This is a genomic window from Halomonas sp. H10-59, from assembly GCF_040070555.1.
In the GTDB taxonomy this organism is placed as follows: Bacteria; Pseudomonadota; Gammaproteobacteria; order Pseudomonadales; family Halomonadaceae; genus Halomonas; species Halomonas litopenaei.
The window spans coordinates 415,002-440,935 of record NZ_CP098828.1 but is presented as its reverse complement, the minus strand read 5'-3'; the positions used below and the strand labels follow the sequence as shown (position 1 = coordinate 440,935).

General features: G+C 66.1%; 25 protein-coding genes. 9 read left to right on the top strand and 16 right to left on the bottom strand.

The window, feature by feature from the left end:
• Positions 1-15: 15 nt before the first annotated feature.
• From NFG57_RS02010 to NFG57_RS01985, 6 genes are all read right to left on the bottom strand, one after another.
• The gene (locus NFG57_RS02010; RefSeq protein WP_045991405.1) at positions 16-894 is read right to left on the bottom strand and encodes a type II secretion system F family protein; all 879 of its coding nucleotides are present in this window, start codon (positions 892-894) and stop codon (positions 16-18) included.
• A 44-nt stretch (positions 895-938) separates the two neighbouring features.
• Positions 939-1,817, bottom strand: a complete 879-nt coding sequence (locus NFG57_RS02005) for a type II secretion system F family protein (protein ID WP_348815238.1) — start codon at positions 1,815-1,817, stop codon at positions 939-941.
• Entirely contained in the window at positions 1,814-3,094 is a 1,281-nt protein-coding gene (locus NFG57_RS02000) for a CpaF family protein (protein WP_052704231.1), read from the bottom strand. Before NFG57_RS02000 ends, NFG57_RS02005 begins: the two co-directional genes overlap by 4 nt.
• Before the next feature lie 43 nt (positions 3,095-3,137).
• A complete protein-coding gene (locus NFG57_RS01995) occupies positions 3,138-4,457 on the bottom strand; it encodes a type II and III secretion system protein family protein (protein WP_348815237.1) in 1,320 nt (439 codons plus the stop codon).
• A 205-nt stretch (positions 4,458-4,662) separates the two neighbouring features.
• Positions 4,663-5,580 (bottom strand): Flp pilus assembly protein CpaB, encoded by a 918-nt coding sequence (cpaB, locus tag NFG57_RS01990; protein WP_348815235.1) that lies wholly within the window; start codon positions 5,578-5,580, stop codon positions 4,663-4,665.
• 36 nt (positions 5,581-5,616) lie between these two features.
• Positions 5,617-5,859, bottom strand: coding sequence for a Flp family type IVb pilin (locus tag NFG57_RS01985; protein ID WP_348815234.1), 243 nt, complete (start codon positions 5,857-5,859; stop codon positions 5,617-5,619).
• 439 nt (positions 5,860-6,298) lie between these two features.
• On the opposite strand from NFG57_RS01985, the gene NFG57_RS01980 reads away from it, so the two are divergent.
• From NFG57_RS01980 to NFG57_RS01970, 3 genes are all read left to right on the top strand, one after another.
• The gene (locus NFG57_RS01980; RefSeq protein ID WP_231498423.1) at positions 6,299-7,642 is read left to right on the top strand and encodes an MATE family efflux transporter; all 1,344 of its coding nucleotides are present in this window, start codon (positions 6,299-6,301) and stop codon (positions 7,640-7,642) included.
• Positions 7,643-7,793: 151 nt separating this feature from the next.
• Entirely contained in the window at positions 7,794-9,101 is a 1,308-nt protein-coding gene (locus NFG57_RS01975) for a TIGR00366 family protein (RefSeq protein WP_045991402.1), read from the top strand.
• A 170-nt stretch (positions 9,102-9,271) separates the two neighbouring features.
• Positions 9,272-9,775: an acyl-CoA thioesterase gene (locus tag NFG57_RS01970; RefSeq protein ID WP_045991401.1), complete on the top strand. Its 504-nt coding sequence runs from the start codon at positions 9,272-9,274 to the stop codon at positions 9,773-9,775.
• Between the two features lie 107 nt (positions 9,776-9,882).
• On the opposite strand, the gene NFG57_RS01965 is transcribed toward NFG57_RS01970, so the two are convergent.
• The 3 genes from NFG57_RS01965 to NFG57_RS01955 all read right to left on the bottom strand — a co-directional run bounded on the left by NFG57_RS01965 (position 9,883) and on the right by NFG57_RS01955 (position 11,590).
• Positions 9,883-10,197: an I78 family peptidase inhibitor gene (locus NFG57_RS01965; RefSeq protein WP_045991400.1), complete on the bottom strand. Its 315-nt coding sequence runs from the start codon at positions 10,195-10,197 to the stop codon at positions 9,883-9,885.
• A gap of 355 nt (positions 10,198-10,552) precedes the next feature.
• Positions 10,553-10,684: an entericidin A/B family lipoprotein gene (locus tag NFG57_RS01960; protein ID WP_045991399.1), complete on the bottom strand. Its 132-nt coding sequence runs from the start codon at positions 10,682-10,684 to the stop codon at positions 10,553-10,555.
• Between the two features lie 159 nt (positions 10,685-10,843).
• A complete protein-coding gene (locus tag NFG57_RS01955; protein WP_124804986.1) occupies positions 10,844-11,590 on the bottom strand; it encodes a sulfite exporter TauE/SafE family protein in 747 nt (248 codons plus the stop codon).
• A gap of 91 nt (positions 11,591-11,681) precedes the next feature.
• Here NFG57_RS01955 and NFG57_RS01950 point away from each other — a divergent pair, with 91 nt between their 5' ends.
• Positions 11,682-12,107 carry an HIT domain-containing protein gene (locus NFG57_RS01950; RefSeq protein WP_045991397.1) on the top strand — a complete coding sequence of 142 codons (426 nt, stop codon included), beginning with the start codon at positions 11,682-11,684 and terminating at the stop codon, positions 12,105-12,107.
• A 108-nt stretch (positions 12,108-12,215) separates the two neighbouring features.
• Here the strand turns inward: NFG57_RS01950 and NFG57_RS01945 are convergent, their stop codons facing one another.
• From NFG57_RS01945 to NFG57_RS01930, 4 genes are read right to left on the bottom strand one after another with little or no spacing between them, the layout of a single operon-like run.
• Complete coding sequence (locus tag NFG57_RS01945; protein WP_348815233.1) at positions 12,216-13,241, bottom strand: sodium:proton antiporter; 1,026 nt, start codon at positions 13,239-13,241, stop codon at positions 12,216-12,218.
• Positions 13,235-13,879, bottom strand: coding sequence for a DUF1007 family protein (locus NFG57_RS01940; protein ID WP_231498421.1), 645 nt, complete (start codon positions 13,877-13,879; stop codon positions 13,235-13,237). Before NFG57_RS01940 ends, NFG57_RS01945 begins: the two co-directional genes overlap by 7 nt.
• 59 nt (positions 13,880-13,938) lie before the next feature.
• Positions 13,939-14,316, bottom strand: coding sequence for a hypothetical protein (locus NFG57_RS01935; RefSeq protein WP_348815232.1), 378 nt, complete (start codon positions 14,314-14,316; stop codon positions 13,939-13,941).
• A 17-nt stretch (positions 14,317-14,333) separates the two neighbouring features.
• On the bottom strand, positions 14,334-14,867 hold the full coding sequence (locus NFG57_RS01930; RefSeq protein ID WP_108195008.1) for a hypothetical protein: 534 nt from the start codon (positions 14,865-14,867) through the stop codon (positions 14,334-14,336).
• A gap of 212 nt (positions 14,868-15,079) precedes the next feature.
• Here NFG57_RS01930 and NFG57_RS01925 point away from each other — a divergent pair, with 212 nt between their 5' ends.
• Positions 15,080-16,216, top strand: a complete 1,137-nt coding sequence (locus tag NFG57_RS01925; protein ID WP_348815231.1) for a glycerate kinase — start codon at positions 15,080-15,082, stop codon at positions 16,214-16,216.
• 182 nt (positions 16,217-16,398) lie between these two features.
• Positions 16,399-16,872, top strand: a complete 474-nt coding sequence (locus tag NFG57_RS01920; RefSeq protein WP_108131144.1) for a Dps family protein — start codon at positions 16,399-16,401, stop codon at positions 16,870-16,872.
• Between the two features lie 78 nt (positions 16,873-16,950).
• Here the strand turns inward: NFG57_RS01920 and rmuC are convergent, their stop codons facing one another.
• The 3 genes from rmuC to NFG57_RS01905 are packed head-to-tail and all read right to left on the bottom strand — an operon-like array spanning position 16,951 to position 22,417.
• Positions 16,951-18,393: a DNA recombination protein RmuC gene (gene rmuC / locus NFG57_RS01915; protein WP_348815230.1), complete on the bottom strand. Its 1,443-nt coding sequence runs from the start codon at positions 18,391-18,393 to the stop codon at positions 16,951-16,953.
• Positions 18,394-18,405: 12 nt separating this feature from the next.
• Positions 18,406-19,872 (bottom strand): aminoacyl-histidine dipeptidase, encoded by a 1,467-nt coding sequence (locus NFG57_RS01910; RefSeq protein ID WP_348815229.1) that lies wholly within the window; start codon positions 19,870-19,872, stop codon positions 18,406-18,408.
• Positions 19,873-19,906: 34 nt separating this feature from the next.
• On the bottom strand, positions 19,907-22,417 hold the full coding sequence (locus NFG57_RS01905) for a GNAT family N-acetyltransferase (RefSeq protein ID WP_348815228.1): 2,511 nt from the start codon (positions 22,415-22,417) through the stop codon (positions 19,907-19,909).
• Between the two features lie 374 nt (positions 22,418-22,791).
• On the opposite strand from NFG57_RS01905, the gene dctP reads away from it, so the two are divergent.
• From dctP to NFG57_RS01890, 3 genes are all read left to right on the top strand, one after another.
• Entirely contained in the window at positions 22,792-23,898 is a 1,107-nt protein-coding gene (dctP, locus tag NFG57_RS01900) for a TRAP transporter substrate-binding protein DctP (protein WP_045991388.1), read from the top strand.
• Positions 23,899-23,984: 86 nt separating this feature from the next.
• Complete coding sequence (locus NFG57_RS01895; protein ID WP_045991387.1) at positions 23,985-24,497, top strand: TRAP transporter small permease subunit; 513 nt, start codon at positions 23,985-23,987, stop codon at positions 24,495-24,497.
• The gene (locus tag NFG57_RS01890) at positions 24,494-25,822 is read left to right on the top strand and encodes a TRAP transporter large permease subunit (protein ID WP_045991386.1); all 1,329 of its coding nucleotides are present in this window, start codon (positions 24,494-24,496) and stop codon (positions 25,820-25,822) included. Before NFG57_RS01895 ends, NFG57_RS01890 begins: the two co-directional genes overlap by 4 nt.
• The last annotated feature ends 112 nt before the right edge of the window (positions 25,823-25,934 follow it).

Below are 25,934 nucleotides of genomic sequence, written 5' to 3'. Positions count from 1 at the left end.
TCCAGCGATCCGTTGTCATGGTCCACCGAGCGACCCCATCAGGCCGCCCAGGTTGACCAGCGCAGGCCCTGCCATGACGATCAGCAGGGCGGGAAACAGGCACAGCATCATGACCAGCGACATGGTGCCGGAGAGCTGGCTGACCTTCTGTTGCAGCCGGGTACGTCGCTGCGCCCCGAGGCGATCGACCAGGGTCGCCAGACTGTCCCTGGCTCGCCCGCCGGTACGGGCGATCTGGGCGAACAGCAGAAAGAACTGCTCGACCCCTTCGCTGGCCTGCACCGCGGCCGCCTCTTCCAGCACCCGTTCCCGGTCCTGGCCGCTGTCGATACGATTGGCCACGACACGAAGCTCCAGCACCATGTCCGGGGTGGTCGCACCAAGCTGCTGGATCAGCCGGTTGAGCAGGCTCTCCAGGGTCATGCCGGTGTCCCACAGCATCCGCGTCACCTGCAGCACCAGCTCGATATCCTCATCGAGTCGTCGAATGCGCCGCCGCCGCTTGCGCTCCATGGCGAGCCAGCCGAGCCCGAGCGCGAAGCCTCCCCAGGCGGCTCCCATGGCGACCACCGCCAACGGTGGCCTGCCACCGGCCAGCGCCAGAAGCCCCCCCAGCATCACCGCACCGACAGCGAGCACGCCCCAGGCCAGCAACACCGCAAGCTGCGCCTTGGCACCGACATGCCCGCACTGGCGCAGGCGCAACGACAGTCGCGCCGCCATACCCTGCTGACGGGACCGACTACGCCACAGGCCGCGCCCCTCGCGCAGCAGCCGGGATTCGTCGTGGCGTCGCTCGCCCTCGGCGCCCAGCGGCCGGCGGGCGCTGATCAACAGCAGTGACGCCGCCAGCGCCAACGCCATCACCGCCCCGCTCCACCATAGGTTCCACATCCGCGCCTCCTGTTCGTTATCGTCATGTCGCGACGCGCCCGGGTTTACACCGACTTGAGCATTCGCCACAGCAGCCAGCCGCCGCCGAGCTGCAGCGCCACCGCCAGCATCAACGCCTGGCGTCCGCCGGCACTTTCGAGCATCGGTGCCAGAAATTCCGGCTGGGTGAAGTGGATAAACAGCGTCAACGCCAGCGGCGACAGTCCCAGCACCCAGGCGCTGACGCGGGTCTCGCCGGTCATGGCGGCGAGTTCTCGGCCACTTTGCTCGCGTTGATGCAGGGCCGAGGCGAAGGCGTCGAGCATCTCGGAAAGGCTGCCGCCGTGACTCTGATTGATGCGTATCGCGGTGGCCAGCAGCCGCAGTTCGTCGAGCCTGAGTATCTGGCCCTCCCGGGCCAGGCCCTCGTCCAGCTCCTGGCCCAGCTGGCGACGCAGCTTTACTCGGGAAAGGGCATCCGACAACGGCGGTCGAGAGCGTTTGATGGCCTGTTCGAAGGCGGTTTCCAGGCCCTGACCGGCGCCGAGCCCTCGCGTGATATGCCCAAGAAAGGGCCCAAGCTGGCGCCTCGCCCGGCGTCGCAGCCTTGCCGCTCTGAAGCGAATCAGGGCGTTGGCTGCCAGTACCATGACCAGCACCATGGCGGGTCCCCACACCGCCCCCAGCCTCGACAGCAGCAGCATCGCCAGCACCAGCAGGCAGCCTCCCGACAGCGCCACGACGGCCGGCGAGGCCGGCAGCCCCGCCGCGGTGAGCCTCTCCACCAGCCACTCCATCAACGAATCCTGGGACATCAGCCGCCGCCGGGCGGTGCGTGTGCCACCTGCGGCGCGTTCTGTAAGCGCACTGGCGCTCTTCAGCAACAGCCAGGCGGCGCCCCCCAGGCACAGGGCTACCAGCGAAAACATCCCCCAGACCGTCATGGCGAAGGCTCCTGCAGGGAGCTCAGCAGCCGGCGCCAGCCGATCGGTGAGTCATCGTCGCCCGGTGGCTGCAGCGAGGGCACCGCGCCACCGCCGGCTCGGTACAAGGGCTCCAGCTGGACTTCGCCGCGCTGGAGACCACCGACTCGCAGTACCTCGGCCACCCGACGCTTGCCGTCGCTGCCCCGCTCCACATGGACGATCAGATCGAGGGCGGTGGTGATGATCTGGCGTACCAGGGCGTCGGTGCCCTGAAAGCGTGACATCCGTACCATCATTTCCAGGCGCACCACGGCGTCGCCGGCGGAGTTGGCGTGCACCGTGCTCATGGAGCCCTGGTGGCCGGTATTCATGGCCTGCAGCATGTCGAGCACCTCGTCGCCCCGGCTCTCCCCCAGCAGCACCCGGTCAGGACGCATGCGCAGGGCGTTCTTGACCAGGGCGCTGGCGCCGACTTCGCCCTCGCCTTCGATGTTTGGCGCCCGGGTCTCGAGGCGTACCACGTGATGGCTGGCGAGCTGCAGCTCGGCGCTGTCCTCGATGGTCACCACCCGCTGGCTGGCCGGTATCGCCCCACTCAAGACGTTGAGCAGGGTGGTCTTGCCAGCACCGGTGCCGCCGCTGATCAGCACATTGCAGCGCTCTTCCACCGCCCGGCGCAGAAAGGTCATGAGGTTGGGCGGCACACTGCCCATGGCCACCAGGTCATCGGCACCCAGCGCCTCGCGGCGAAACTTGCGAATCGACACGCTGGGGCCATTGAGCGACAGCGGCGCGATGATGGCGTTGACCCGGGAGCCGTCGGCCAGTCGCGCGTCGACCATGGGGCTCGACTCGTCCAGCCGTTTACCCAGGGGGGCCAGCATGCGTCGCACCACCCTCAGCACATGGTCGTCGTCGAGGAAGTTGACCGCGCAGGGTTCGAGCCGACCACCGCGCTCGATAAACACCTGGGAATGGCCGTTGATCAGGATGTCCGAGATACCGTCATCGGCGAGCAGCGGCTCCAGCGGCCCAAAGCCGTTGAGCTCGCGGCAGACACCTTCGACCAGCCGCTCGAGACACTCGTCGGAACGCGCGTAGCCCCTGAGTCTGAGGGTCTCCTCGATCAGCTCCCGCACCCGCTGGCGTAGCTGCAGCGGATCATCCAGCAGTCCCCGCGAATCATCCTCGAGGCGCTCGATGACCAGCTGGTGCAACTCGCTGACCAGCCCAGGCCCCACCACCGGGGCGGACTGGGGCTCAGTTTCCTGGACTCGCTTTTGACGAAAGTGCATGCATCCTCCTGATCGCCGAACACCAGCCGTCGAACGCCAACCTTCAGGGACTGAAGCCGACCTCGGAGACACGCTGGATCTCCTGGGCATCACGGGGATCGAACATCAGCTCGAGAAAATTGGGGTCATAGTCCTCGAAAGCCTCCCCAGGCATCGGCCCCAGATCGACGCCGGCAGCCAGTGGCCGCACCAGGTGGGGGGTCACGATCATCACCAGCTCCTTCTCGTCGCGATCCAGTCGGGTGGAGCGAAAGAAGCTGCCGATCACCGGGATATCGCCAAGCCCCGGAATCTTGTCCACGCTCTGGATGATGTTGCGACTGACCAGGCCACTGATGATGAAGCTCTCGCCGTTGCCGAGCTGCACGGTGGTGTCGGTCCTGCGCACGTTGAGTGCCGGCACCGCCACTCCTGCGGTCTGCACGCCCCGGGAGAAGTCGAGTTCGGACACCTCGGGCGCCACCTTGAGCATGATCCGACGCTCATCGAGCACCGTCGGCGTCAGCTGCAGGCGAATACCGAACTCCTTGAAGTCGACGCTGATCTCGTCATCGCCGCTTTGCACCGGGAAGGGAAACTCGCCACCGGCCAGGAAGCTGGCGGTCTGGCCCGACAGGCTGACCAGGCTGGGTTCGGCCAGGGTGTAGGCGAAGCCGTTGGCGCTCAGCGCACTGATCGCCGACAGCACCCCGCTGGTGTTGACCTGGATGATCGAGAAGCCACCGTCTCCGGCGTTGGGTGCCACCGCACCGCCAGAAAGGAAGTCGAGGGTCTCGTCGCTGCGCCCCAGCGCGAAGCGGGTGGAGCCGGCCTGGTTGCGACCGATGAAGAAGCCGGCCGAGGCCATGCGACTGCGGTTGACCTCGACGACGCGGATATCCGTCTGCACCTGAACAGGGCCTAGCTGCTGGCTGGCATCGATGGGAGGGGTAGCGAAGCGTGACACCGCCTGATCGTGGCGTTCCAACGACCTCGTAACGCCACGGATCTCGGCGCTGGAAGAATGGGGGGCCAGCGAGTACTCGCCTTCGAGCCCCTCGCCGCCGGCGGGACGTACCTGAATGAGCGTCTCGCGGGGCTGACTGGCCCCCGCCGTCCACACCTTGAGGGTGGTGCTGCCCGGCCCCACCGCGGTGACCAGCAGCGAACGCGGGTCCAGAACCTGGGCCTCGACCACGTCGCCCCGCCCCACCGCCGTGCGGGTGATACGGCCGGGCTGGCCCAGCCACTCCTGATCGCCGACCGCCAGGGTCAGCGGCGGCTGTTGCGCCAGCGCCTGGCCATTGCTTGCCGTGACACCGGCCAGCATAAGTGCCAGACCGACTACAAGGCCAAGCACCAGGCTACGCCCAAGGCCGAACATCAGGCACGGTGCCGAAGGGGCCGCGTTCGCCAGACGGCTAACCGGTGTTCCGGCGCACGTACCCCCGCGCCCCGATCTGCGTGGGACGATCTCATTGTCTCGCGTCATGGTCCTTCCTGTTCCCTGCGCGGGCGCGGTATCTCGCCTTTCCCTCGGCGACTACCGGCCTCTCGTTATGGTTGTCTGCCTGCTTCTTCCACCGCCGTCACGGCAGGGTGACCACGCTGCGACTGGCGCCGACGTGCTGCACCACCCGATAGCCGGTCTGTGGCGGCGCGGGAGCCCTTTTCGCTGCCGGTCGCTCGACACCGGTCAACTCCTCGAAGCTGACGGTCTGGCCCGGCTCACTGAGGCTCTGGCCCAGGGATACCGGCAGGAAGCTGGCGCCGCCTGCCATCATGCGCAGATCATCGATCCCCTCGCCAAAGCCGGCGGCCTCCTCGCTGCCCACCACCGCCAGGCGCAGCCGCCCGGTGGTCTCGGCCAGCAGCAGCCGGGCGGTCTCGGTCTCGGGCATCGCCAGCACCGCGGTGCGCTCTCCACCTTTTTCATCGTCACCGTCGACACCCACCAGTCGCTCACCGACCCCCAGCACCGACACGTCGGCAAACAGTCGTCGTGCCAGGCGATGTCGCTCGCCACCTTCCCCCTGAGCCTCGGCAAAATAGAGCACGTCGACTCGATCCCCCGGGGCGACGAAACCTCCGCCCCCGATCACTGCATCGATGCCGACCCCCACCGCGCGAAAGCCCGGAGGCACCACCTCGGCCAGAGCGCTGCCACCGACAAAGCCGCTTTCACGCAGCACGTCGCCTTCCGCCAGAGGACGTGCCAGGCGCGTGTCGGGCAACTGATCGAGAGCAGAGAAGGTGCTTGCAGGCGGCTCGGGGAAGTAGGCCAGGCGCAACGCGTCTTCGAGATCGGCAGGACGCTCCCCCGCTGCCAGGTCCCTGGCCGCCACCAGAACCGGATGGCCCAGAGGTTCGGGGGTGGGCTCGGGGCCTGACACCGAATCGACGCTCGTCGTCATCGCGGTACGACTTAGCGACCAGCCGATAAAGGCCATGACCAGAGCGCAGAGCACAAGACCACCAGCCAGCACCCTTAATAGGAGAGGTGACATTAAGAAAGGCCTTTATAATCTATATAAAATCAACGGCTAGGTGCCGTCACCGTCACCACTGTCGGTAATTCCTGATATCTGGGTATCAAGCAGGTCTGTGATGCTATCCATGACACCGCTCTGAACGGAGAGCACGATCGCGACACCAATTACAGCAAGAATGATCGCATACTCGATCGCGCTGGCACCGCGCTGCCCACGGTAGCGGGGGTGATTCAGGGTGGAAATCTTGCGCACAGGGGCCGCCTCGCCCGGGGAAAAGCGCTGGAATACTTTCATTTTGACACTCCTGCGTAAAATCGTTTTTTTCTTTGTATATCGTCAGCTTTTCGCGAGTGATTCCTGTTTTCTTCTTATACCTCCTGTCTTTTATTAATTCTTTTTTATTAATATCGACCTCTCTTTATTAGTAGTCATCCTGACTATTTTTGTCATCCTCTAGAATGAAACCAAACGTATCTATTGATTAACAGGAGATACAGATTGTTTCATCACACGAGATGACACTTGAATGATATATCGGACATTTCAAATCCAGGCATGGCCCTGCCCTGAGCAGCCACTTCCCGCAACGCGACCGCCATGCCTGGCGACGGCATTACCTTGAGGCCGTCGCCTTGGGGTCATGGCCTTGACCCCCTTCCCCCATCACCGGACACTTGCCCACCTCGCCGCCGTCCCGTTGCGCCCTTGCCTTCAGCCGAACAGGCCTTTCATCGTGTCGACCTCCACCAGCACCTTCTCGTCCACCCTCGAACGCCTGCCGCGCATCGCCGGCCTGGCCTGGCCGATCATCCTGTCCAATATCACGGTGCCGCTGCTGGGCCTCGTCGACACCGCCGTGGTCGGCCACCTGCCCGACTCACGCTACCTGGCCGGAGTGACGCTGGGCGCGACCCTGTTCGGCTTCCTCTACTGGGGGTTTGGCTTTCTGCGCATGGGGACCACCGGCCTGACCTCCCAGGCGCTGGGACGCGAGCGCGACGATCAGGTGCGCCATCTGCTGGGGCAGTCGTTGCTGTTGGCAGGAGGGATCGGACTTGCGCTGATCCTGCTGGGTGACCCGCTGATCGCGCTGGGGCTATGGCTACTGGATGGAAGCCCCGAGGCTACCGGGCTCGCCGAGAGCTACGCCGCCATTCGTCTGCTGTCGGCGCCGGCGGTGCTGGCCAATTACGCCATCCTCGGCTGGTTCCTCGGCCAGCAGAACAGTCGGGTGACGCTGTTGCTGCTGCTGACCAACAACGGCGTCAATATCGTGCTCGATGTGCTGTTCGTGGTGGGACTCGACATGACCAGCGACGGCGTGGCCTGGGCAACGGTAATCGCCGACTACACCACCGCCGCCCTGGGGCTGTGGCTGTGCCGTCGACGCCTGGGCCGACTGGGCGGACATTTCGAGCGGGCGCGACTGTTGACCATTGGCGCCTACCGGGAGCTGTTCTCGGTCAACGCCAACCTGTTCGTGCGCACCCTTGGCCTGCTGTTCGCCCAGGCCTTCTTTACCGCCCAGGGGGCGTCCCAGGGGGACACCGTGCTGGCCGCCAACGCGGTGCTGCTGCAGTTCATCATGCTGACCTCCTACGGCCTGGACGGCTTCGCCAACGCCGCCGAGGCCCTCACCGGTCACGCCATCGGTCGCCGTCGTTTCGATGACTTCGCTCTCTCGGTGCGCGCGGCGGCGCTGTGCTCGCTGGCCACTGCGGCCCTGGCAAGCCTCGCCTTCGCGCTGGGCGGCAATGCCCTGATCGCGCTGCTTACCGGCCTGCCGGAGGTACGCGCCACGGCGGCCCAGTTTCTGCCCTGGATGGTCGCCATGCCGCTGATCGCGGTGTGGAGCTACCTGCTCGATGGGGTCTTCATCGGCGCCACCGCGATTGCCGAAATGCGCAACTCCATCTTCATCGGCCTGGCGGTCTATCTGCCGCTGTGGTGGCTGACCCAGGGGCTCGGCAACCACGGCCTGTGGCTGGCCTTTACGACCTTTACCGCAGTGCGCTCGGCGGTACTTGTGACCTACTATCTTCGCTATCGCAGCACGCGCTGGCGTGACACCGCCTGAGGAGCGACGGCCGAAGATCACCGATGGTGAATGTGCCGAGACGTTATCTGCCTTACAGGTGGTTTTGACTCACGGGCGCCTGCTGCGGCACCGTTGACTCCCAGTGGCCCGGGAAGGCCCTCTTTCACAACCAGAAGAAGCGATACACGCCATGCTGAGAGCATTGTCACGACCCGCCGTGAAACTGGTGGAACGCTATCTGCCAGATCCCTACATCTTCGTCCTGTTGCTGACGATCATCGCCGCCGCAGCAGCCATCGCCATCGAACGCCAGTCGCCCATGGCCGTGCTCACCTACTGGGGTGACGGCTTCTGGAACCTGCTGAGCTTCTCCATGCAGATGCTGCTGGTGCTGGTCACCGGCTTCATGCTGGCAAGCTCACCGCCGGTCAAGCGACTGCTGCAGAGCCTGGCAGGCCTCGCCAACAATGCCGGCGCCGCCATCCTGCTGGTGACCCTGGTGTCGCTGGCGGCCAGCTGGATCAACTGGGGCTTCGGTCTGGTGGTCGGCGCACTGTTCGCCAAGGAGCTGGCCCGGGTCATTCGGGTGGACTATCGCCTGCTGGTGGCCAGCGCCTACTCCGGCTTCGTGGTCTGGCACGGTGGTCTTGCCGGCTCGGTGCCGCTGACCATCGCCACCGATGGCCACTTCTCGGTGGAGCAGATCGGCGTGATCGGCACCAGCGAGACGATCTTCTCCTACTTCAACCTGTTGATCGTGCTGGCCCTGTTCATCGCGGTGCCGCTGGTCAACCGGCTGATGCTGCCCGGCGAAAAGGAAAGCGTCTACGTCGATCCGGCGCTGCTGGGAGATGACGAGGACCGTCGGGTACGCATCACCCGCCCGGCCGAGCGCCTCGAGAACAGCATGACCCTGGCGCTGCTGGTAGGCGTACCGGGTCTGATCTATCTAATCAGCTACTTCGTCGGCGGCGGCGGTCTGAACCTGAACGTGGTCAACTTCATGTTCCTGTTCCTGGCCATCATCCTCCACCGCACCCCCCAGAGCCTGCTCAACAGCCTGCACGAGGGCATCAAGGGTGGCGCCGGCATCGTCATCCAGTTCCCCTTCTACGCCGGCATCATGGCCATCATGATCCAGTCGGGACTGGCCGAGACCATGTCCGAGGCGATGATCTCCTTTGCCACCGAGACCAGCCTGCCGTTCTGGACCTTCCTCAGCGCAGGCATCGTCAACATGTTCGTGCCCTCCGGCGGCGGCCAGTGGGCGGTTCAGGCCCCGGTGGTCATTCCTGCCGCCCAGGCGCTTGGCGTGGATATTCCCCGTGCGGCCATGGCCGTGGCCTGGGGTGACGCCTGGACCAACCTGCTGCAGCCCTTCTGGGCGCTGCCGGTACTCGGCATCGCCGGGCTAAAGGCCAAGGACATCATGGGCTTCTGCCTGATCCAGCTGTTCGTCACCGGCATCATCATCTCGGTTTGCCTGACCTGGCTGTAGAGGCCTCCCGGAGCGTCAGCCGGGCGCCTGGCGGCCTGTACAGCCGAGGCGACAACTGACTTTCAACGAGCGCCTTGTCCCCTTGCCGGGGGGCAAGGCGTTATGCTGTGGTGGAGCGCCAGACAGACGCCAACAGCCCCCCCCGCGCACCGTATTCCGAGGAAACTTCGATGGCAGAGCAGAGCCTACCGGGTCAGCACGAATTGAGCATGACCGTACTGATGACCCCCGACATGGCCAATTTCAGTGGCAAGGTACACGGTGGCGCCATCCTCAAGAAGCTCGACGAGGTCGCCTACGCCTGCGCCAGCCGCTATTCAGGCCATTATGTGGTGACCCTGTCGGTGGACCAGGTGCGCTTCAAGCAACCGATCCACGTGGGCGAGCTGGTGACCTTTCTGGCCAGCGTCAACCATGTTGGGCGCTCCTCCATGGAGATCGGCATCAAAGTGGTGGCAGAGGACATCCGCCAGAAGGTCATTCGCCACACCAACAGCTGCTACCTGACCATGGTGGCGGTGGACCCCGACGGCCGCCCGGCCTCGGTGCCTCCGCTGACCCTGGACACGCCGATCCGCAAGCTGCGCTACGAAAAAGCCGCACTGCGCAAGAAGTTGCGCAAGCAGGCCGAAGAGGAAGAGATGCGAACGAACCAGGAACTGGGCGAGCGCTGAAGGCGTGTCATCGCCCGACAGCTCGATAGGTCTTCACACAACAAGTCCACACAACAAGGCCGCCCCGAAGGGCGGCCTTGTCGATTGCCGGGCGGGCAGCGTGACGCTCAGCCGCAGGCCAGCTCACGGATGACATCGGCATCATCCAGGCGCACGTTGAGGCGATCCAGCCGCAGGTCCATGGTGGCAACCCCGCCGGGACGCAGCACCCGCACCGTCTTGGCCCCGCTCTCGGCCTTGAGCCGTTCATCGAAGCTGGCGTCGTAGCTCTGGCCGACCAGGCCCTGCACCGCCTCGGCGTCGCAGGCCTCGGCCATGGGAGCGCGCTCCGGCGGCAGCGGTGCCGGTTCGCCGGATCCGCCGGACGACGACGAGCAGCCGGCCAGAGCCGCGACCAGCAGCAGGGGAAGAAGTGGTTTCATCGATGGCCTCCAGTGCCAGAAATCCTTGTGCAAGCGCCCGCCAGCCTCGTATCGCTGCAGCGCGCCTCAAAACCTATCACGGCGCTGCGCCTGACGGACAGGCCGTGGTCAACTCGTTGCCATCTGGCAGGCCGGGCGGCCGGGACGACGAACATGAAACCTGTTGGAGACAGCAATGGCGGGAAAGTTCCGACGGAGAAACGGATAGCGCGGTCAGCAGAGGCACGGCGACAAAGAGCACCCATCGGGAGTACAGCGACGACGAGGCGACTCACCGCCGTGGTTCTTCTCGCTGCCCCTACGTTTCCTGGCTCGGTCTAGCCGGAATGTTTCCGGCTAGACCGAGCTTTTCTGGCTAGCTGGAGCTTTTCTGGATCGCCTCTCCACCCTTCTCGATATCCTCGCCCACCCCACGAACGGTGTTGCAGCCGTTCAACAGCGCCAGGGTGAATACTGATACCAGAATCAACGACAGCATCCTTTTCATGGTTCCTATCTCCTTGCAGCCAGGCAGGTAAGCGAAATACATCATCCTCTGACAATCTAGCACGATCACCGCCCATCGCTAGCCTCCCAGCCAACGCTCGGACGAGGTAATCCGCCACACGGCACAACGCCAGACGCCGTCCGGCTACTGCGAAGCCCCTCACGACAGCGCCAGCTTGAGAATGATCACGGCAATCACCGCCACCGTCAGCCACTTGACCACCATGGCGCCACGGGAACTCATGTTGACCTTCACCGCCAGCCAGGCCCCGGTCATGCTGCCGGCAGCCAGCACCAGGCCGTAGCTCCAGCGCACCTGGTCGTGCCACAGGAAGATGGCCAGCGCCGGCAGGGTGTAGACCAGGATGATCAGTACCTTGAAGGCGTTGACCTGGCCAAGATCGATCTTGAGCATGCGATAGAGCACGATCATGAACAGGATGCCGACACCCACCTGCAGAAAGCCGCCATAGAGCCCGATGACAAACATCGCCAGATAGACCCCAGGGGTCAGTCGCTCGACGGTCAGCGGGCGGGTGTCGAGCTTCGGCTGGGGCAACAGCATGATGATCGCCGCAGCCACCATCACCACCATCAAAATGGTTTCAAACAGGGCGTCGCTGACCCTGAGCGCCAGCCACACCCCCAGCATCGAGCCCAGTACCGCGGGCACCGACAGGCGCAGGCTGAGACGGATATGACGGGCGCCGGCGCGGAAGAAGTTGGCCACCGCCGACACGCTTTGCAGGGTGATCGACACCCGGTTGGTACCGTTGGCCACCTGCGGCGGCAGGCCCAGAAACATCAACAGCGGCAGGGTCAGCATCGAGCCCCCGGCCGCCAGCACATTGATAAAACCTGCCACGATACCCGCAAGCAGCAGGGCCACTCCCTCGACTGGCGTCATCTGTCGTCCTCTGTTCGAATCATCTACGTTGTCACCCTGCCCACCCGCTCTGATGTACCCTAGGCGCTGGACACCATCCTGGAGGCCCTGCATGAGCGACTTCGTCGTCGATCCGCGCCTCGTCGCGGACAGCTACCCCATCACCGAACTGCCACTGTGTCAGCTGCGGCTGATGGACGACGCCCGCTATCCCTGGCTGGTGCTGATCCCGCGCCGCGCCGAGGTGAGCGAGGTGTACGATCTGTCCGAACAGGACCAGCAGCAGCTATGGCGAGAGGCCACCCGCATCGGCAAGGCGTTGAAGGCCTATGCCAGCGGCGACAAGCTCAATATCGCCAGCCTCGGCAATATGGTCGCGCAACTGCACATCCACGTCATCGTTCGCCACCAGGGCGACCCCGCCTGGCCTGGCCCGGTGTGGGGTCAGGGCCAGGCGACGCCCTACGACAAGGACAGCCTTGCCGCCACCAAGGACCGTATCCTGGCGCTGGCAGGCGGGCTGTCCTTCAAGGGTTGAACGAGACGGTGTGATGCTCGGGGCAGTGCCCCGGGCATGGCCCCGGGCCGCCAGATAGCGGACTACAGCCCAGGTCCCATCGCGAAAGCCAGGTCGAAGCGGCCTAGCTCAGGCTCCCAGTCCCCCTGGTCGCCCTCCGGGGGACATCAGTGGCAGGCTGGGGTCGCTGGCGCCGACCTGAGACATCAGCAGGATCCCGAGCCCGGCGATCAACAGCCCCCCGGTCAGCGCTACCAGCGCACCCAGCCGCGCCATCACTCGACCACGAGTGGCGGAGGTCCGTGCTGCACGGGCGGCGACCCAGTCCCGCGCCAACACGCTGGCAAGCCCCAGCGTCGATACCGTCAAGGCGGTACCCAGCGACATCGCCAGTACCGCGGCCACCCCCATCCAGGGCTGGCCGAGCAGGCTGGTCACCCCCATCAGCAGCACCGCCCCTGAGCAGGGTCTTGCGCCGATCGCCAGCACCGCAAGCCAGGCCTCCCGACGCGGCCCGTGGGGCGAGACATGATGATGGCCTGAGCAGCAGTCGTGGTGACCGTGGTGTTGGTGGTGGCGGTGCGGTTCATGAGGGCCATGGTGGCCATCATGAGAAGGCGGCAGGTCCGCCGAGGAGGATCGCGCGATCTTGAGCAGTCGTCCAAGCGCCCGTGCACTCAGCCACAGGCCCAGCAGCGCGACCAGCGCAAAGCTCAGTCGCTCGACCCAGACCACGCTGCCCAGGGCCTCCCGGGTCAGCCAGCCAAGTCCCTGCACCAGCGCCAGGATCAGCACGATGGCCACCGCACCCTGCAGCAGGGCGGCCGCCACCGACAGCGCCAGGGCCCGCCGCCAGGCTCCGCCCTGGGAGACCAGGTAGGCGCTGATCACGGCCTTGCCGTGGCCTGGACCGGCGGCATGGAAAACGCCGTAGAACAGGCTCAGGCCGATCAAGGTCAGCCAGGCGTCGGAGGAAGGGGTCCGGTCGAGCAGCGTTACCGCCTGGGTCAAGCGGCGGTGCAGGTCGGCCTGCATGGCGATGACCCAGTGTCCGAGGGCGTCCAGCGCACCGCTGGCCTCGAGCGCCAGGATGAGCACCGCCACCACGCCCAGCGCCAGAGCCAGCTGCAGCCAGGGTCGTTGCCTGCTCAGCATGACACCCGCCCCGTCTCGGCAAAGAAGCGACCGAGCCCCTGGGGGGCGCTATCGTCGACATCGAGCTGGGCCGCCGCCATGACCTTCTCGGGATCGGGGTCGGCGACGATGATCGACGCCTGACAGGCATCCGGCACGCTCAACGCCTGGGCCAGAGGCCCCTCGTCGTCGGCTTCGTGCACCACCTCGACGTAGTAGGAGGGATCGAAGACGCGATATTCCAGGGTACTGCCGGCAAGGTCCTGAGGCTCGGCCAGCGGCAGCCGAAAGTGCAGCACCACGCGCTCGTCACGGGCCATCACCGTGGCTTCGCTGACCGCTGCGAAGGCCAGCGCCTTGCCGTCGACCTCGGCCTCGGTAAAGAAGTCCCGAGGCGCAAGATTGACCAGCATGTCGCCCCCCAGGCGATCCAGCGCGGCGTCCTGGCCATCCTCGGCGGCGCGAGCCTCCTCGAGCAGCACCAGGCTGTAGAAGGGATCCAGGCGCCACACCTGGCGCAGGGCGGTGACCCTGCCCTGGTCGTCGGTCTCGAGCGTCACCGACAGATCCACCCAGCTATGGGGATGCGCCATCGCCAGTGTGGCGGGCGCCAGCCACAGGCCGGCGCCCAGCGCGAGAGACAGAAGAAATGCCGCCACGGCGCGGCGATGCAAGTCCAAAGCGGCCTGAAATCCGGCCACAGCACGCGAGAGATAGATCAACGGGCGAGTCTTCCTTGTAGTTCGACAAACAGGGGTTCCACCACCGCAGGCGGCAGGCGCCGCCCGCCACGGTAGCCTTGCAGCGAGACGCTGGCACCGGAGGCGCCGGCAGGCTCGACCCGCGCCTCGAGGCGATAGCCCGGCGGACGTGCCAGGGAGGCGTCGATGCGCCCCAGTTCGCCGTCGGCCTGGGTGACGACGTAGCCCTGCTCCATCAGCATCGCCAGGGTTTCGTTCAGGGCCGGCCCGGGCGCCACCGCGACCAGCATCTGGCGCGGCGGCTCGGCTACCGACGATGAGCCGGCGCAGCCCGACAGCCAGACGGCCATCAGCACCACCGCCAGCAGTCTCTTTCCGGGGGCCTTTCCCTCCACTGATGTCCACCTTCGCGTCATTGCACACCCCCGCTGCTGGATGCCACCGACGCCAGTTGCTGACGCACCGATGCACAGAAGTCGGCGTCACTGGCGGTGCGGGACTCACGTAGCTGGCCGGTCCAGTCAAACAGGCGAATATCCCGCGTCAGACGGACGTCCTGGCCATCCAGCGCCACCGAGACCCGCTCGACTCGGGTCGCATCGTCGTTGGTACCCCAGCCCCAGGAGCCAAAGCCGACCCCTACGCCGGCGCCGACGTGGCCACCGCTGCCACCCAGCACGAAGCCGCCCAGGCGTGGGCGCACGGCGTCGGCGTTATGGTAGGTGGTGCGCTCGGTCTTCTCGGCGCTGACCACCCCGAGTGCGGTATCGGTATCACGCACCAGGAAGTCGCGGCCTTCCAGCACCGTGACCACATCGGCCAGGGATACCGAGCCGGCTACCACCGGCCATTGACACCCGGACGAGGGAGCGGGTTCCGCCACCGGCATCTGCTGAGGCGTGCTCTGACAGGCGCTCAGCCAGGGCAACAGGCCCAGCACCGCCACTGATGAGCATTTCGCCCAAATGTTGCGGCCTCTATCGGGCAAATTTTTGTACATTTGCATCAGGACCTCCCAGCCAGGGGCGTGAAATACTGTGAAGAGTCTACGCTGTCCCGAGCCACGGGCAAACGCTCGCCCAGCCGAACCTCGGGCCCAGCGGCGATCGGCCTGTCGCCCCTCAGGCGTGCGCCCACCTTTTCACCAGAGGACCGACCATGAACCTGTTGATCTGCCCCGACAGCTACAAGGATGCCCTGGCCGCCAGCGACGCCGCCCGCGCCATTGCCGAGGGAGCCCGCCGCGCCGACCCGGACATCACCATCGACGAGTGCCCCATGGCCGATGGCGGCGAGGGCAGCCTCGACGCCCTGCTCGGCGCCACCGGGGCCGAAAAACGCAGCGCCAGGGTACAGGACGCCCTGGGGCGCCCCGCCGAGGCCGCCTGGGGTTGGCACCCAGAGTCCCGCACCGGCTATATCGAGCTGGCCGAGGCCAGCGGCCTGCAGGCGCTGAGCTCGTCAGAGCGCACCGCGCTGGACAGCACCACCCACGGCGTCGGCGAGCTGATCCTGGCCGCCCTGGACGCTGGCGCCGAACGCCTGTTGATCACCCTGGGCGGCAGCGCCACCAACGACGGGGGCGCCGGCATGCTGGTGGCCCTGGGTGCCCGCCTGCTCGACGCCGACGACCAGCCGATTCCCCCCACCGGGGCGGGACTCGAGGGACTGGCTCGGGTGGATCTGTCGGGGCTCGATTCGCGCCTGGCCGATGTCAGGGTGGAGGCGGCGGTGGACGTGGACAATCCGCTGCTGGGCGAGCGCGGCGCCAGCGCGGTATTCGGTCCCCAGAAGGGTGCCAGCGAAGCCGATGTAGCGCGCCTGGACGCCGCCCTGGCGCACTGGGCCGACAAGGCCGCCGAGTGCCTCGGCGAGGACCTGCGCGACGCCCCCGGCACGGGCGCGGCCGGAGGCATGGGCTTTGCCGTCGCTGCCTTCCTTGGCGGCGAGCTTCGCCCAGGTATCGAGATGATCATGGAACAGGCCGGCATGGACGAACGCCTGGCACGAGCGGATCTGGTGATCACCGGCGAGGGTCAGCTCGATGGCCAGAGCCTGTCGGGCAAGACCCCCATCGGCATTTCGCGGGCGGCCCGCGCCAAGGGGGTGCCGGTGATCGTGCTGGCCGGACGTATGGCGCCAGGCTGGCAGGCGGCGCTGGACGAGGGCGTCAGCGCCGCCTTCGCCCTGGCCGACGGCCCGATGGCACTGGACGAGGCGCTGGAACGCTGCGCCGAGCTGCTCGCCGATCGAAGCGAGAACCTGATTCGCACGCTCCAGGCCATCGGCCGTTGAAGGGAGGCCCGGCCTACCAAGGTGACAGGGCTGCCCTTGAAAGCGGCCTTCGTCGTCCCTATGTCATCCCTACGTCATAGGCAGGCGTCATCAATGGACGCTATCGTGGCGATGGAAGAGATTCACTCTCCAACGCCCTCCCTTAGGGATAGACTGGAACACAGCGATCAAGGAGGTATTGCATGAGCGACACTAACGCCATCGGCCTGCATTCAGGCAGCGCCAGCGATCTGGCCGAAAAGCTCAACGAGCTCCTGGCCAACTACCAGATCTTCTACATGAACGTTCGTGGCTATCACTGGAACGTGAAGGGCTCGAACTTCTTCGAACTCCACGAAAAATTCGAGGAATTCTACACCGACCTGCTGGCCAAGGTGGACGAGGTCGCCGAGCGCATCCTGACCCTCGGTCACAAGCCGGTTCACGCCTACAGCGACTATATCTCGCTGTCGCGCATCACCGAGGCCAAGGACGTGCATGACGGCGAAGCCTGCGTGCGCGGCGTGCTGGAAGGCTACCAGCGGCTGATCGAACTGCAGCGCGAGATCCTGTCCGTTGCCTCCGACGCCGACGATGAAGGCACCGCCTCCCAGGTCGGAGACTACATCCGCGAGCAGGAAAAGACCGTGTGGATGCTGGGCGCCTACCTGGGCTGACCCCCTGGCGACCCACGCAGTGCAAAGGAAGACGCCCCGCTCGGCTTGAGCGGGGCGTCGTCGTTTACGGCGGTCACTTCAGTCGTCGTCGACGGCCTGACCATCGTTGCCCAGCGTCGCCGGCGACTGAGCCGCCCTTTTGAGCTCCTCCGGCAGCGGCTTTTTCATCCGCGCGCCGAGGCGTTCGAGCTCGAGCGCCTGAGCGACCAGGCTGCCCTGGCCCTGGGACAGCCGGTTCATCGCCTGGTGATGACTGGCGCTGGCGCGCTCCAGGTGCTTGCCGACGTCGTCGAGGCTGTCGACGAATCCAGAGAACTTGGCCAGCAGGCGCTCTGCCCGGGACACGATGACCCGGGCGTTCTCGTTCTGGCGCTCCATGCTCCAGAGCCCCGCCACGGTCCGCAGACTGGCCAGCAGGGTGGTCGGGGTGACCACCACCACCTGGCGGTCGAAGGCTTCCTGGAACAGCGAGGGATCACGCTCGAAGGCCGCGGCGAAGGCCGGTTCCACCGGTACGAACAGGAACACGAAGTCCGGCGAATGCAGCCCCGGCAGGGCCGGGTAGTCCTTGGCGGCGAGTCCGCGGATATGGCTGCGCAGCGAGGTCAGATGGGCGCTCATGGCGCTTTCGCGCTCGCTCTCGTCGTCGGCGTTGACCACCCGGGTCCAGGCGGTCAGGGAGACCTTGGCGTCGACGATCAGGTGGCGATCCTCGGGCAGGTAGATGATGGCGTCGGGACGCTGTCGTCCCTGCTCGCCGTTCATCGACACCTCGCGGCGGTACTCGATGTCGCGCCGCAGGCCGCTGCGTTCCAGCACGGTCTCCAGCATCAACTCCCCCCAGCCGCCCTGGGCCTTCTGGTCGCCCTTGAGCGCCCGGGCAAGCCCCGCCGCCTCCTCGCCGAGGCGGGCGTTGAGACCCGCCAGCTGCTCGATCTGGGCCTTGAGCGATACCGCCTCGCGGCTGTGCTGTCCGGTCAGGTCCTCGACCCGCTGGCGGAACTGGTCCACCTGCTCGCGAAACGGCTTGAGCAGCGACTCGAGTCCCTCGCGGCTCTGGGTCTGGTAGGCCTGCTGGCGCTCGTCGAAGACCTGGCCCGCGAGCCGATGAAATTCCTGCTTGAGCTGCTCCCGGGAGGATTCCACCAGCGCCATCTGCTCGCGATGACGCGCCGCCATCTGCTCGCGCTCGGTCTCCAGGCGGGCGTTGTGCTCACGCACATCGGCGAGCTGCTGACGGGCGGCGCCGAGCTCGCCCCGCTGGGTCTCGAGCTGCTCTCGGCTGGCGTCGAGCTGGGCATCGCTGATGGCCAGCTCCTGCTCGAGCTGGCGTGCGGCCTCGCGCCGCTGCTCGAGCTGAGCCTTGGTCGTCTCGAGCTCAGCTGCCAGGGCCTGTTCACGCCGCTGCCCCTGTCGATACCCTCGCCAGGCCAGCGCCAGCAACGCAATCGCCAGCAGCGAGACGCCGGCAAGAGCCGGCGCCAGGGGCTGGGCGAACAGTGACTCGAGGGCCGGACTCATCTCAGCCTCATATCAGCGGGAGCCCTCGGCCAGGTCGCCGATCAGCGCCTTGAGCAGGCCGTAGAATTCCTCCACCGAAGCGATCTCGACGCGCTCGTCCGGCGAGTGGGCGCCGCGAATCAGGGGGCCGAAGGAAATCATCTGAAGCTCGGGGTACTTGCCGCCGAGAATCCCGCACTCGAGCCCGGCGTGGATGACCTTGATCTCCGGGTCCACCGCCAGGCGCTGACGATGCAGCTCACAGAAGCGCTTGAGCAGGTCGCTGTCGGGCTGAGGCGTCCAGCCGGGGTAGCCGTTCTCGACCCGGGTACGGGCACCGATCAGCTCGAACAGCGCGGTGAAGCGCTCGGCCAGATCCATGGTGGCGCTGTCGCGCAGTGAACGCACCAGGGCGCACAGGTGAAAGCGGCCGTTCTCGAGACTGACCACGCCCAGGTTGTTGGAGGTCTCGACTACGCCTGGCACCTCGACGCTCATGCGCTCGACACCGCAGGGCGCGGCGTGCAACGCCGCCACCAGCAGGCGGCTGGCGTGGCGGGTCAGCGCTTCCTCGCGCGGCGTGGCGCAGGGCTCCAGGGTCAGCCGCAGGCCCTCGTCGACGCCGGACAGCTCGCGGCGCATGTCGGCCTCGAGGCGCTCGATGCGCGAGCGCAGCGCGTCGATCTCGTCCCGAGGCACCATCACCACCGCCTCGGCCTCGCGGGGGATGGCGTTTCTCAGGGTGCCGCCACGGTAGTCGACCAGGCGAACCTCGCAGCTGTCGAGGGCGCGCAGCACCCGCACCAGCAGGCGATTGGCGTTGCCCAGCCCCTTGTCGATATCGATCCCGGAGTGGCCACCACGCAGGCCCTTGAGGCTCAGCGTCAGGGCTTCTTCGTCCTCGCCCACCGACTCCACCGGCAACTGGGCCTCGACCACCACGTCGGCGCCACCGGCACAACCGATGTAGACCTGGCCACGGTCCTCGGAGTCCAGGTTGAGCAACAGGCTGCCCTCCAGCCAGCCTTCGGCCAGATTCAGCGCACCGCCCATGGAGGTTTCTTCCTCCAGGGTGAAGATCGCCTCCAGCGGACCATGGACGAGCTCATCATCGCCGAGGATCGCCAGCGCCGCCGCCACCCCCAGGCCATTGTCGGCGCCCAGGGTGGTCTGGTCGGCCTTGAGCCAGCCGTCCTCGACCCGCGTGACGATGGGGTCCCGGGTGAAGTCGTGGGGCTTGTCGGCGTTGGCCTGGGCCACCATGTCCAGATGGCCCTGGAGGATCACACCCGGTGCCCCTTCGCGCCCGGGGCTCGCCGGCTTGGACAGACGCAGGTTGCCGTAGGCGTCACGGTCGTGGGCGATGCCGTGCTCGTCTGCCCAGGCTTCAAGGATCTCGACCAGAGCCGCCTCGTGGCCCGAGGGGCGCGGCGTGTTGCACAGGGTACGGAAGTGACGCCATACGGCGGTCGGAGCGAGGCTATCGAGATGTTCGTTCATGATGTCTATGTCTGCCTTTGCGAATGTTGGCACTCTACCCTCGCCCCGGGGCCTTGGAAAGGGCCTCCAGCAGTGCCAGGGCTCGGCCCACGGCGTCCCGCAACCATTGCTTGACCTGTGCCTTGCCGCGCAGCGATAGCCCCTGCGCCAGGGAACTTTCCGAACGTCCCTGAAACGCCCACGCTGCGAGCCAGGCCAGACTGTCGTGGTCATCGTCAGCCTTGGACCTCGCCTTGGACATGGACGACGACATGGGCGGCGACAGTGACAGCGACGCCAGCCGGCGAACCAGGGCCTGGATGGCCGGACGCGCCAGCGCCGGCTCGCGCTGGCCCCTGGCCAGGTCCTGGAGCTCACGACGGTCATCGGCGTCGAAAGAAAAGCGATCTTCGGCGTCGAGAGAAAAGCGGTCATCGGCGTCGAGCGAAAAGCGGTCCTCGGCCTCGAGAGAAAAGCAGTCATCGGCGTCGAATGCACAGCGATCGCCGACGCTCCCCAGCAACGCCAGCACCAAGGGTGGCGACAGGCGTGTCAGTTCGAAGGCCAGAAGCCCTGGCAGCTGCCGCTCAAAGCGTCGCGACAGCCGCTCGATCAGGTCCCGGTTGTGCTCCCCCAGGGCCAGCGCCACCATCGCCGCATGCTCGCCGGTGGCGGCCTCTCGGGTCAGCCCCAGGCGCACCGGGCGAAATCCCTGGGCCTGCCAGAACGCCAGCAGTTCCGGATCGGCACCGAAGCTCGCCCCCAGCAGCGCCTTGCCGGCCTGTTCGGCCTGGAGTGCCGCTTCCTGGATCAGCCTCGCCCCGCACCCCAGGCGGCGCCAGTCGGGGTGTACGGCAATCCGGGTGATCCGGGTACTGGGTGCCTTCAGTGCCGCTGCTTCACCGGCGTGGGCCGCCAGCGACTGGGCCATCAGGTGACCACGTGGGCGTCGCTGTCCCAGCAGCACCCGCTCGGCCAGATCGGCATCGAAGCCGCCCTCATCGACGCACAGGCACACCGCCAGCGGCGAACGTGGCGTCCCGAGGATCGAGATGCGGGTCGCCGGCGCGTCCAGCAGCGCCCGCAGGTCCGCCGGGGTGGTGCGATAGTGGGCCTGGACCAGCAGGCCGAAGATGGCCCTCAGGGCGGCTTCGTCCCGGCTCAGGGCATCGCGATCGAGCGTGGTACAGGGCAGCTCGGCCAACTTTTGACCAGGGCCAGGCGCACTCACCCTCGCCACCTTCGGTACTGTCGGCAGTTCGGCATCCAGACACAGCAGCGCGTCGATGGCCCGCTCCAGGGGGTCTCCATCGGCCCAGCGTATCGGCGTCCTGAGCTCGATGGACTGCCACTGGGGCGTCTGCGCCTCCAGATGACGACGAAAGCGCAACGCAAAGCCTCGCCCGGAGCCCTCGTAGCCGTGCACCGTGGTGGCGAAGGCGAGCCGTGGAAAAGCCGCCAGCCACTCGCCCAGCAGCGCCGCCGGAATCGCCGCCGCCTCATCCACCAGCAGCAGCGAGCCGGGGCCACCGGCCTCGCCCTGGGCGACGGCGTCGGTCAGCGCATCCGGGGCGACAAACCTCACCCTGCCACCAGGCGCCTCGAAGTCCCTTTCATCGCCCTGTCCCTCGGGCAGCAGCGCCGCCAGGCGCTCGAATACCGGCGCCACCGAGGACGCCCTCGGTGCCGTCACCAGGATATCCAGCGGCGCCTGGCGCTGCTGCTCGGCCTTGACCAGCAAGCGGGCGCAGGCGATGCCCAGCGCCGCCGACTTGCCGCGACCACGATCGGCGGTGATCACCAACGGGCGGCGACGCCTGAGCCGCGTCAGCCGACGTACCACCTCGGCCTGGTCGGGGCTCAGGCAATCCGGGTCGGGGCTGTCTAGACACGGGCTGTCTGGACATGAGCCATCGGCAAAAGGGCTTTCCTGGCCATCATCGGGCGTTGCCGTCAGGCCCTCCCCCTGCCGCCAGCGCAGCATCCCGGGAAAACCCGCCAGCAGACGATGGCAGCGCTCTAGATAACGGCTCGTGAGCTGTTCCGGCCGCCAAGGGTGAGCCGCCAGGCGGCGGTAGTCGTCGTCGGGTCGGCGGCCACCGTCGTCGGGGGTCAACAGCACCAGCAGGCCTCCCGCCACCAGGGTGCCGGCCACCGCCCCCAGGGCGTCAGGATCGAGGCCAGTGCCTGGCGAGGCGGCGTCGAACACCACCAGGTCGTGCTCGCCGCCGAGCCGGGTACGCGCCTTGGCGGCGGGAAGGCGCTCAAGCGACGGCGGGGGGGTGGCGGCTCTGTCATGGGCCCCGGTGGCGGCTCTGTCATGGGCCCCGGTGCCGGCCCTGGCATGGGCCCCGGTGCCGGCCCCGTCAGCAGCCTCGTCGATCGACGTTTCCCCGACCCACAGCGGCGCCGACCATCCGCCTTGGGCCAGGCACTCGCGAGCGACGCCCCGCGCCCGGTCAGGAGCCTCGCTCACCCACAGCAAGCCGCGAAAGCGCCGCCCTCGCAGTTGCTGTCGAAAGGCAGCGAGCCGCGCGAGGTCCTGTCGGGTCAAAAAGTGGGACATTAAGGCTCCCTGATAAATCAACTTTGGTCTAAAGGCTGCGCCGATTAAACGATCGAGCCGACTACGGCAGCGCAGCATAGATGTCGCTCTAACTTATTCATTTTGCTGAATTGTCGAAACTTTTTCTCACGCTATCGACTGTGCAGTCGCCAAAAAAGTGTGCCGTTTCATCGACATGGGTCGCATCGATCATCTCTTGAAGACCGTGCTAGCTTGATGAAGCCGAGGCGCCACCGTGGGCCAACCCCACGCTGGAACGCCACTACCCCCAGGCACCGAACCCAAGACAATGGCCCAGGGTGCCAGACGCAATTTCGGTGAGGCAGCGATCGCCTCCTTTGCACAGAACACAACAACCCACGGGGAGCACCTGCATGAAGCAAATGACCAAGTTTACCCTGACCAGCATGGCTGCCGGCATCGCCCTGGCCGCCCTGTCGAGTGGCGCCATGGCCCAGGAAAAGTGGACCATGACCACCACCTGGCCGGAAAACCTCGACCTGATCCAGATCGACAAGCACTGGGCCGAGCTGGTCAACCAGCTGGCCGGGGACGAGATCCAGATCGAGTTCTACGCCGGCGGCACCCTGATGCCCGGCACCGAGGTCTTCGACGCCACCGAGACCGGCAGCATCCAGGCCGCCGGCGACTGGCCGGGCTACTGGGCCGGCCGCAGCCCGGCGTTCTCGCCGCTGGCAGCCACCCCCAGCCTGTTCAACGGCATGGACTACCTGAACTGGATCACCCAGTGGGGCGGCTTCGAGCTCTACCAGGAGATCTACGGCCAGTACAACCTGGTCTACCTGCCCTACGGTATCACCAACAACGAGTCCGGCTTCCGCGGCGGCACTCCGATCGCTTCTCTCGCCGACATCGAAGGCAAGCGTCTGCGTCTGTCCGGGCGTGACCAGGGCCGGGTGCTCGAGCAGCTTGGTGGTTCCCAGGTCACCCTGGCCGGCGGCGAGATCTACCAGGCCATCGAGCGTGGTGTGGTCGACGGCGCCGAGTTCTCGACCCCCGGTGTCGACTACAAGGCCGGCTTCTCCGAGGTTGCCGACTACTGGATGACGCCGGGCTGGCACCAGTCTGCCAGCGTGTTCGGCGTGATGATCAACAAGGACGCCTGGGACGCTCTGTCCGAGGAGACCCAGGAGAAGCTGAAGATCGCCTCCGAGGCTACCATGGCCTGGTCGCTGGCCTGGTCCGAGAAGCAGTCCACCGAGGGTACCGCCAAGTTCCTCGAGGACGGCACCACCATCAACCAGCTGTCCGAGGAAGACCTGGCCCAGATCCAGGAGGTCACCAACCAGGTGATCGTGCAGGGTTCCTGCGAGGACCCGATGCTCGGCAAGGTCTACCAGTCGATGATCAGCTACATGCAGGACTACGCTCAGTGGCGTGACGTCTCGGTGCCCTACAACATGAGCCGCGTCACCGACAACCTACCGTCGCTTGACGAGATCGAAGCCTGCCTCGAGTAACAACCAGGCACGTTTCTGTCACTACCGGCCGGCGGCTCTCTGCGCGAGGCCGCCGGTCATCGTTGGACTTCGACGAGAACCCCACCATGAACGCCATTGCCAAGGCCATCGACTGCTTGAACGAGTGGTTCGGCCGTTTGATCGCTCCGCTGATCGCGATCATCACCCTCGTGGTGGTCTACGACATCGCGATGCGCTTCTTTATCGGACGCCCCAGCGACTGGGCCTTCGACGTCACCACCATGCTGTTCGGTACCCATTTCATGCTGATGGCCGCCTACGGGCTGCGCCATCACGCCCATGTGGAGGTGGACATCGTCAAGCAGCTGCTGTCCCGGCGCGGTCGCGCACTGATCGACCTGCTCGGCTACCTGCTGTTCTTCACCCCCTTCATCATCATGTTCATTACCTATAGCTGGCGCTTCTTCGAGCGCTCCTGGAGCCGCGCCGAGTCCACCTACGGCATCGTCTCGATCCCGGTCTACCCAGTAAAGGCCGTGCTGGTCATCGCCAGCGTGCTGATCCTTCTGCAGGCCATCGCCATCGTCATTCGCGCCATCAATGAGCTGACAGGCCAGGGCGTGGAGGAAGCCAAATGAGCGCTGAACTTCTGACCATCTTCATGTTTGCAGGCCTGATGCTGGGGCTGTTCATGGGCCACCCGCTGGCCTTCGTGCTGGGCGGTGTCGCGGTACTCGGCGCCTGGTTCGGCCCCGGTCCCCAGGTGCTCGGCATCATCATCAACAACATCTATGGGCGCGCCATGGACAATTATGTCCTGGTGGCGATCCCGCTGTTTATTCTGATGGCGCGCTTTCTCAACGACTCGGGCGTCACCGAGAAGATGTTCGAGAGCATGCGCCTGTTGCTCGGACGCGTGCGCGGCGGCCTGGCGCTGACCGTGGTCATCGTCTCGGTGCTGCTGGCGGCCACCACCGGCATCGTCGGCGCCTCCATCGCGGTGATGGGCCTGATCGCCCTGGCACCGATGCTCAAGTACGGCTACAACAAGGGCCTGTCCGCCGGCGTCATCATGGCCAGCGGCTGTCTCGGCATCCTGATTCCGCCAAGCATCATGCTGATCCTGATGGCCAGCTACTCGCCGGTGTCGGTGGGCGCGCTGTTCGCCGGCGCCCTGGTGCCGGGTCTGCTGCTGGGCTCGATGTACGCGCTCTACGTGCTGGTGATCTGCCTGATCAAGCCCGACTTCGGCCCTCCTGTAGGCGCCGAGGAGCGTGCCGAGACCAGCACCGGGGAGCTGGTGATCCGTTTGTGCAAGTACGTACTGCCGCCGATGAGCTTGATCCTCGGGGTGCTGGGCGCCCTGTTCACCGGTATCGCCACGGCCACCGAGGCCTCGGCCATCGGCGTGACCCTGGCCTTCCTGCTGTTCCTGATCTTCGGTGATCGCAAGCTGTCGACCTGCTACAACACCTTCATCGAGGCCGGCAAGACCACCACCATGGTGATGTTCGTGCTGGTGGGGGCGACCGCCTTCACCGGGGTGTTCTCCATCGGCGGCGGCATGGACGTGATCAGCGAACTGGTGCTGGCGATGCCCGGTGGCACCACCGGCGCACTGATCCTGATGTTCCTGCTGGTATTCGTGCTGGGCATGTTCCTCGACTGGACCGGCATCGTGCTGCTGAGCTTCCCGATCATGCTGCCGATCATCGAGACCATGGGCGTCGACATGCTGTGGTTCGTGGTGATGGTGGCGGTGGTATTGCAGACCTCCTTCCTGACCCCGCCCTTCGGCTATGCGCTGTTCTACCTGAAGGGCGTGGCGCCACCGGAGGTCGAGACCCTCGACCTGTACAAGGCGGTGATCCCGTTCTGCGCGCTGATATTGATTGCCTGCGTGCTGATGTCCTACTTCCCCGCCCTGGTCACAGGCCTGCCCTCGATGCTGCTGGGCTACTGACCCTCAGGGTAGCCTCCAGCACAACCACACAGCCCCCGCTTCGCGGGGGCTACTCGTTTAGAACGACGATTTTGACAGTGCGTTTCCGGCATATTCTTCGACTTTTCATCCC